This window comes from Bacteroides gallinarum DSM 18171 = JCM 13658 (assembly GCF_000374365.1).
Classification (GTDB): Bacteria; Bacteroidota; Bacteroidia; order Bacteroidales; family Bacteroidaceae; genus Bacteroides; species Bacteroides gallinarum.
In genome coordinates, this window is the sequence record NZ_KB894142.1 from 53,847 (window position 1) to 60,519 (window position 6,673).

A 6,673-nucleotide genomic window follows, 5' to 3' on the forward strand; every position below is an offset into this window, starting at 1 on the left:
TTCCTGCTGACCTTGTTTATGTCTTGTCAGTCACCATTTGCAAAACCATATTTGACCCTCAAAGAGGCTGAATTTGATAAGTAACTTGCTACATACTCATAATAAGGAGCTAAATAGAACACGAATGGGAAATACACAAATGCTAAACTAAAGAAGATATTGGCCAAAATAAACGCTATACCGAGAGAGAAACTTGATTTTTCAACTTCCTAAAACGGTGTTGTTCAAACATTTCTACTTATTTGTACTTGCCAGTTGAACCTACGCTTCCCTAATAAAATGTCTATGGTAAAAAGTTAAAAAATCCTCCCACTTTTGTTAGATATATTTTTTTGTGTAATTTTGTAATCGTTATGCGGCAGTAATAATATACATATTAATACGAGTTAGTAATCCTGTAGTTCTCATATGCTACGAGGAGGTATTAAAAGGTGCGTTTCGACAATGCATCTACTGTAGTATATTATTGCTTAATCCAAATGAATATTATAAATTTAGGAATTCTTGCTCACATTGATGCAGGAAAAACTTCCGTAACCGAGAATCTGCTGTTTGCCAGTGGAGCAACGGAAAAGTGCGGCCGTGTGGATAATGGTGACACCATAACGGACTCTATGGATATAGAGAAACGTAGAGGAATTACTGTCCGGGCTTCTACGACATCTATTATCTGGAATGGAGTGAAATGCAATATCATTGACACTCCGGGACACATGGATTTTATTGCGGAAGTGGAGCGGACATTCAAAATGCTTGATGGAGCAGTCCTCATCTTATCCGCAAAGGAAGGCATACAAGCGCAGACAAAGTTGCTGTTCAGTACTTTACAAAAGCTGCAAATCCCGACAATTATATTTATCAATAAGATTGACCGTGCCGGTGTGAATTTGGAGCGTTTGTATATGGATATAAAAACAAATCTGTCGCAAGATGTCCTGTTTATGCAAACTGTTGTCGATGGATCGGTTTATCCGGTTTGCTCCCAAACATATATAAAGGAAGAATACAAAGAATTTGTATGCAACCATGACGACGATATATTAGAACGATATTTGGCGGATAGCGAAATTTCACCGGCTGATTATTGGAATACGATAATCGCTCTTGTGGCAAAAGCCAAAGTCTATCCGGTGCTACATGGATCAGCAATGTTCAATATCGGTATCAATGAGTTGTTGGACGCCATTTCTTCTTTTATACTTCCTCCGGCATCAGTCTCAAACAGACTTTCAGCTTATCTCTATAAGATAGAGCATGACCCCAAAGGGCATAAAAGAAGTTTTCTTAAAATAATTGACGGAAGTCTGAGACTTCGAGACGTTGTAAGAATCAACGATTCGGAAAAATTCATCAAGATTAAAAATCTAAAGACTATTTATCAGGGCAGAGAGATAAATGTTGATGAAGTGGGTGCCAATGATATCGCGATTGTAGAAGATATAGAAGATTTTCGAATCGGAGATTATTTAGGTGCTAAACCTTGTTTGATTCAAGGATTATCTCATCAGCATCCCGCTCTCAAATCCTCCGTCCGGCCAAATAAGCCCGAAGAGAGAAGCAAGGTGATATCCGCTCTGAATACATTGTGGATTGAAGACCCGTCTTTGTCCTTTTCCATAAACTCATATAGTGATGAATTGGAAATCTCGTTATATGGTTTGACCCAAAAGGAAATCATACAGACATTGCTGGAAGAACGATTTTCCGTAAAGGTCCATTTTGATGAGATCAAGACTATCTACAAAGAACGACCTATAAAAAAGGTCAATAAGATTATTCAGATCGAAGTACCACCCAACCCTTACTGGGCCACAATAGGGCTGACTCTTGAACCCTTACCGTTAGGGGCAGGGTTGCAAATCGAAAGTGACATCTCCTATGGTTATCTGAACCATTCTTTTCAAAATGCCGTTTTTGAAGGGATTCGTATGTCTTGCCAATCTGGTTTACATGGATGGGAAGTGACAGATCTGAAAGTAACTTTTACTCAAGCCGAGTATTATAGCCCGGTAAGTACACCTGCTGATTTCAGACAGCTGACCCCTTATGTCTTCAGGCTGGCTTTGCAACAGTCAGGTGTGGACATTCTCGAACCGATGCTCTGTTTTGAGTTGCAGATACCCCAAGTAGCGAGTTCCAAAGCTATTACAGATTTGCAAAAACTGATGTCTGAGATTGAAGACATCAGTTGTAATAATGAGTGGTGTCATATTAAAGGGAAAGTTCCATTAAATACAAGTAAAGACTATGCCTCAGAAGTAAGTTCGTACACTAAGGGCTTAGGCATTTTTATGGTTAAGCCATGTGGGTATCAAATAACAAAAGACGGTTATTCTGATAATATCCGCATGAACGAAAAAGATAAACTTTTATTCATGTTCCAAAAATCAATGTCATTAAAATAATGGAGCGGTCAGGAAATTTCTATAAGGCAATACGGTTGGGATATATACTTATCTCCATTCTTATCGGATGTATGGCATATAATAGCCTCTATGAATGGCAGGAGATAGAAGCATTAGAACTTGGCAATAAAAAAATAGACGAGCTCCGAAAAGAAATAAACAATATCAATATTCAAATGATAAAATTTTCTCTATTGGGTGAAACAATACTGGAATGGAACGATAAAGATATCGAGCATTACCATGCACGGCGTATGGCAATGGACAGTATGCTCTGCCGTTTCAAGGCCACCTATCCAGCAGAGCGCATCGATAGTGTGCGCAGTCTTTTAGAGGATAAGGAACGACAGATGTTCCAGATAGTCCGGTTAATGGATGAACAACAATCTATTAACAAGAAGATAGCCAATCAAATTCCGGTTATTGTACAGAAAAGTGTGCAGGAACAGTCCAAAAAGCCAAAACGAAAAGGTTTCTTAGGCATATTCGGCAAAAAAAAGGAAGTAACTCCAGCAGTATCAACCACTATCCTTCATTCGGTCAATAGAAACGTAATCAGCGAACAGAAAGTGCAGGATCGCCAATTGTCGGAACAAGCCGACAGCCTTGCAGCTCGTAATGCAGAACTTAACAGACAACTGCAAGAATTGATTTGCCAAATAGAAGAAAAGGTACAAACCGAACTGCAAAGCCGGGAAAACGAAATAGTTGCCATGCGTGAAAAGTCATTTATGCAAGTAGGCGGTTTAATGGGATTCGTTCTTCTATTGTTGTTAATTTCCTACATCATCATACATCGTGATGCAAAAAGCATTAAACAATACAAGCACAAGACAACTGATTTGATAAGGCAACTGGAACAATCCGTACAACGGAACGAGGCACTGATAACGTCAAGGAAGAAGGCGGTACATACTATCACCCATGAACTGCGCACACCGCTGACAGCAATAACAGGCTATGCCGGACTGATACGGAAAGAACAGTGTGAGGATAAGTCCGGGCAGTATATCCAAAACATACTGCAATCCTCCGACCGTATGCGGGATATGCTTAACACTTTGCTTGACTTCTTCCGCCTGGACAACGGCAAGGAACAGCCCCGTCTGTCACCCTGCCGGATTTCAGCAATCACGCACACACTTGAAACGGAGTTCATGCCTGTTGCCGTGAACAAAGGGCTGTCCTTGTCCGTGAAGACTGGACACGATGCCATTGTATTGACCGACAAAGAGCGAATAATACAAATCGGGAATAACCTGCTGTCAAACGCTGTCAAGTTCACAGAAGAAGGCGGTGTTTCTTTGATTACTGAATATGATAATGGAGTTCTGACACTGGTCGTTGAAGATACAGGTACAGGCATGACAGAAGAGGAACAGAAACAAGCGTTCGGTGCGTTTGAACGTCTATCAAATGCCGCCGCAAAGGAGGGTTTCGGGCTTGGGCTTGCCATAATGCGTAATATTGTGTCGATGCTTGGCGGAACAATCCGTTTAGACAGCAAGAAAGGGAAAGGCAGTCGTTTCACAGTTGAAATTTCTATGCAGGAAGCTGAAGAACAGCTTGGATATACAAGCAATACACCTGTTTATCATAACAATAAATTCCATGATGTTGTCGCCATTGACAATGATGAGGTATTACTTCTGATGCTGAAAGAGATGTATTCCCAAGAAGGAATACACTGCGACACTTGCACCGATGCTGCGGCACTGATGGAAATGATACGCCAGAAAGAATACAGCCTGTTGCTGACAGACTTGAATATGCCCGATATAAACGGTTTCGAATTGCTGGAACTGTTGCGTTCGTCCAACGTGGGCAATTCACCAACAATCCCGGTGGTTGTGGCAACCGCTTCGGGCAGTTGTAACAAAGGGGAACTATTGGCAAAAGGCTTTGCCGGATGCCTGTTCAAACCGTTCTCCATATCGGAACTGATGGAGGTTTCCGACAGGTGTGCCATAAAAGCGACACCGGACGGGAAACCGGACTTTTCCGCCTTATTGTCCTATGGCAATGAAGCCGTCATGCTGGAAAAGTTGATAACTGAAACAGAAAAGGAAATGCAGGCGGTACGGGATGCAGCAAAAGAAAAAGACCTGCAAAAGCTGGATTCCCTGATCCACCACCTGCGCAGTTCGTGGGAGGTGCTCCGTGCCGACCAACCGCTGAATGTACTTTACGGATTGCTTCGTGGCGATGCTCTCCCGGATGGTGAAGCGTTAAGCCATGCCGTGACTGCCGTGCTGGATAAGGGAGTGGAAATAATACGGTTGGCAGAAGAGGAAAGGAGAAAATACGAAGATGAATAAGACAAAAATAATTGTGGTGGAAGACAACATCGTGTATTGCGAATATGTCTGCAATATGCTGTCACGGGAGGGCTACCGCAATATGAAGGCTTACCACCTCTCAACCGCGAAGAAACATCTGCAACAGGCAACAGATAATGATATCGTGGTTGCCGACCTGCGTCTGCCTGACGGCAGTGGCATAGACCTTTTGTGCTGGATGCGAAAGGAGGGAAAGATGCAGCCCTTCATCATTATGACCGACTACGCCGAAGTTAATACCGCCGTGGAAAGCATGAAACTCGGCTCGATAGACTATATTCCCAAACAGCTTGTGGAGGATAAACTTGTCCCCCTGATCCGTTCCATACTGAAAGAACGTCAGGCAGGACAACGCCGTATGCCTATATTCGCCCGTGAAGGTTCCGCCTTTCAGAAAATCATGCACCGCATAAGGCTGGTAGCCGCCACCGATATGAGCGTGATGATATTTGGTGAGAACGGCACGGGCAAGGAGCATATTGCCCACCTGTTGCATGACAAGAGCAAACGTGCAGGCAAGCCATTTGTGGCGGTGGACTACGGTTCACTCTCCAAAGAGCTTGCACCGTCGGCTTTCTTCGGACACGTCAAAGGTGCATTTACAGGTGCGGACAATGCCAAGAAAGGATATTTCCATGAGGCGGAAGGCGGCACGTTGTTTCTGGACGAGGTAGGAAACCTCGCGTTGGAAACCCAACAGATGTTGCTCCGTGCCATACAGGAGAGGCGGTATCGCCCGGTCGGAGACAAGGCAGACCGGAATTTCAATGTCCGCATCATCGCTGCTACCAATGAAGATTTGGAGGTATCGGTGAATGAAAAGCGTTTTCGGCAGGATCTTCTGTACCGCCTGCACGACTTCGGGATAACCGTTCCTCCGTTGCGTGACTGTCAAGAAGACATTATGCCGCTGGCAGAGTTCTTCCGTGATATGGCAAACAGAGAGCTGGAGTGTAGCGTGAGCGGGTTCAGTTCCGAAGCACGTAAAGCGTTGCTGACACACGCATGGCCGGGCAACGTGCGGGAACTTCGGCAGAAAGTTATGGGTGCTGTATTGCAGGCGCAGGAAGGTGTTGTCATGAAAGAGCATCTGGAACTTGCCGTGACGAAACCGACCTCTACTGTCAGCTTCGCCTTGCGCAATGACGCGGAGGATAAGGAGCGGATATTGCGTGCGTTGAAACAGGCAAACGGCAACCGGAGTGTCGCCGCAGAACTGCTCGGCATAGGCAGGACAACACTATACAGCAAACTTGAAGAGTATGGACTTAAATATAAATTCAAGCAATCATAGCCCGTAATTCACTGAATTTGGCTATCTTTGCATAACATTTGAGAAAAACGGCGATTGGCAGGAGCTTTTCGCCGCCAACATATAGGATAAGACCGCAAGGCGTTTCAAGCGAAAATCTGGTAAATTGGAACTACGGAGACGATTGCGTGATGCTTATGCTATGCTTACGCATAGCGTGCATTCACGTACTCTCCGTAAAGGCTTTACCAGAGCCATCGCTTGAAGGTAGTGTGAATTGCACGCTACTTTTTTACCCTTGCCTAACGAAAGGAAACGATTATGGGTAAAGTTCAGATTCTCGCCGTACTGACGATGGACGGATGTCTTTCTTCAGAGTTATATGATAAAGCACATCAGGATTTGTGCCTTGACCGTTGCGGTCTTGATGAAATCAGGAAGAAAGGGACATTCAGTAAATAATATAAAATCAGCCAACTAATTCATACACAAAATATTGCGAATTAGCTGGCTTTTTTGTATCTTTAGGTATTCCCCCGCAAATAAGGTTTGAAGGCCAAAACGGGGGAAATTCCCCGACTAAGATATGGCTAAGATACAAAATATTTCCGAAATTCACCCAACTTTGGGCTTCACAGAATTTGATGTTCTGGAAAAATACCGCAAAAGTTTTAATG

3 protein-coding genes and 1 pseudogene are annotated in these 6,673 nt (G+C 43.6%); all 4 read left to right on the forward strand.

Annotation, left to right across the window (positions count from 1 at the left end; all coding sequences use genetic code 11):
* The first annotated feature begins 479 nt into the window (after positions 1-479).
* Positions 480-2,405 carry a tetracycline resistance ribosomal protection protein Tet(Q) gene (gene tet(Q), locus C233_RS0114905; protein WP_004291466.1) on the forward strand — a complete coding sequence of 642 codons (1,926 nt, stop codon included), beginning with the start codon at positions 480-482 and terminating at the stop codon, positions 2,403-2,405.
* Positions 2,405-4,723 (forward strand): hybrid sensor histidine kinase/response regulator, encoded by a 2,319-nt coding sequence (locus C233_RS0114910; RefSeq protein WP_004291467.1) that lies wholly within the window; start codon positions 2,405-2,407, stop codon positions 4,721-4,723. The genes tet(Q) and C233_RS0114910 overlap by 1 nt, the downstream gene beginning before the upstream one ends.
* The gene (locus C233_RS0114915) at positions 4,716-6,038 is read left to right on the forward strand and encodes a sigma-54-dependent transcriptional regulator (protein ID WP_018668363.1); all 1,323 of its coding nucleotides are present in this window, start codon (positions 4,716-4,718) and stop codon (positions 6,036-6,038) included. The genes C233_RS0114910 and C233_RS0114915 overlap by 8 nt, the downstream gene beginning before the upstream one ends.
* Before the next feature lie 279 nt (positions 6,039-6,317).
* Positions 6,318-6,449, forward strand: a pseudogene (locus C233_RS22770) (dihydrofolate reductase family protein); the annotation flags it as partial.
* Between the last annotated feature and the right edge of the window lie 224 nt (positions 6,450-6,673).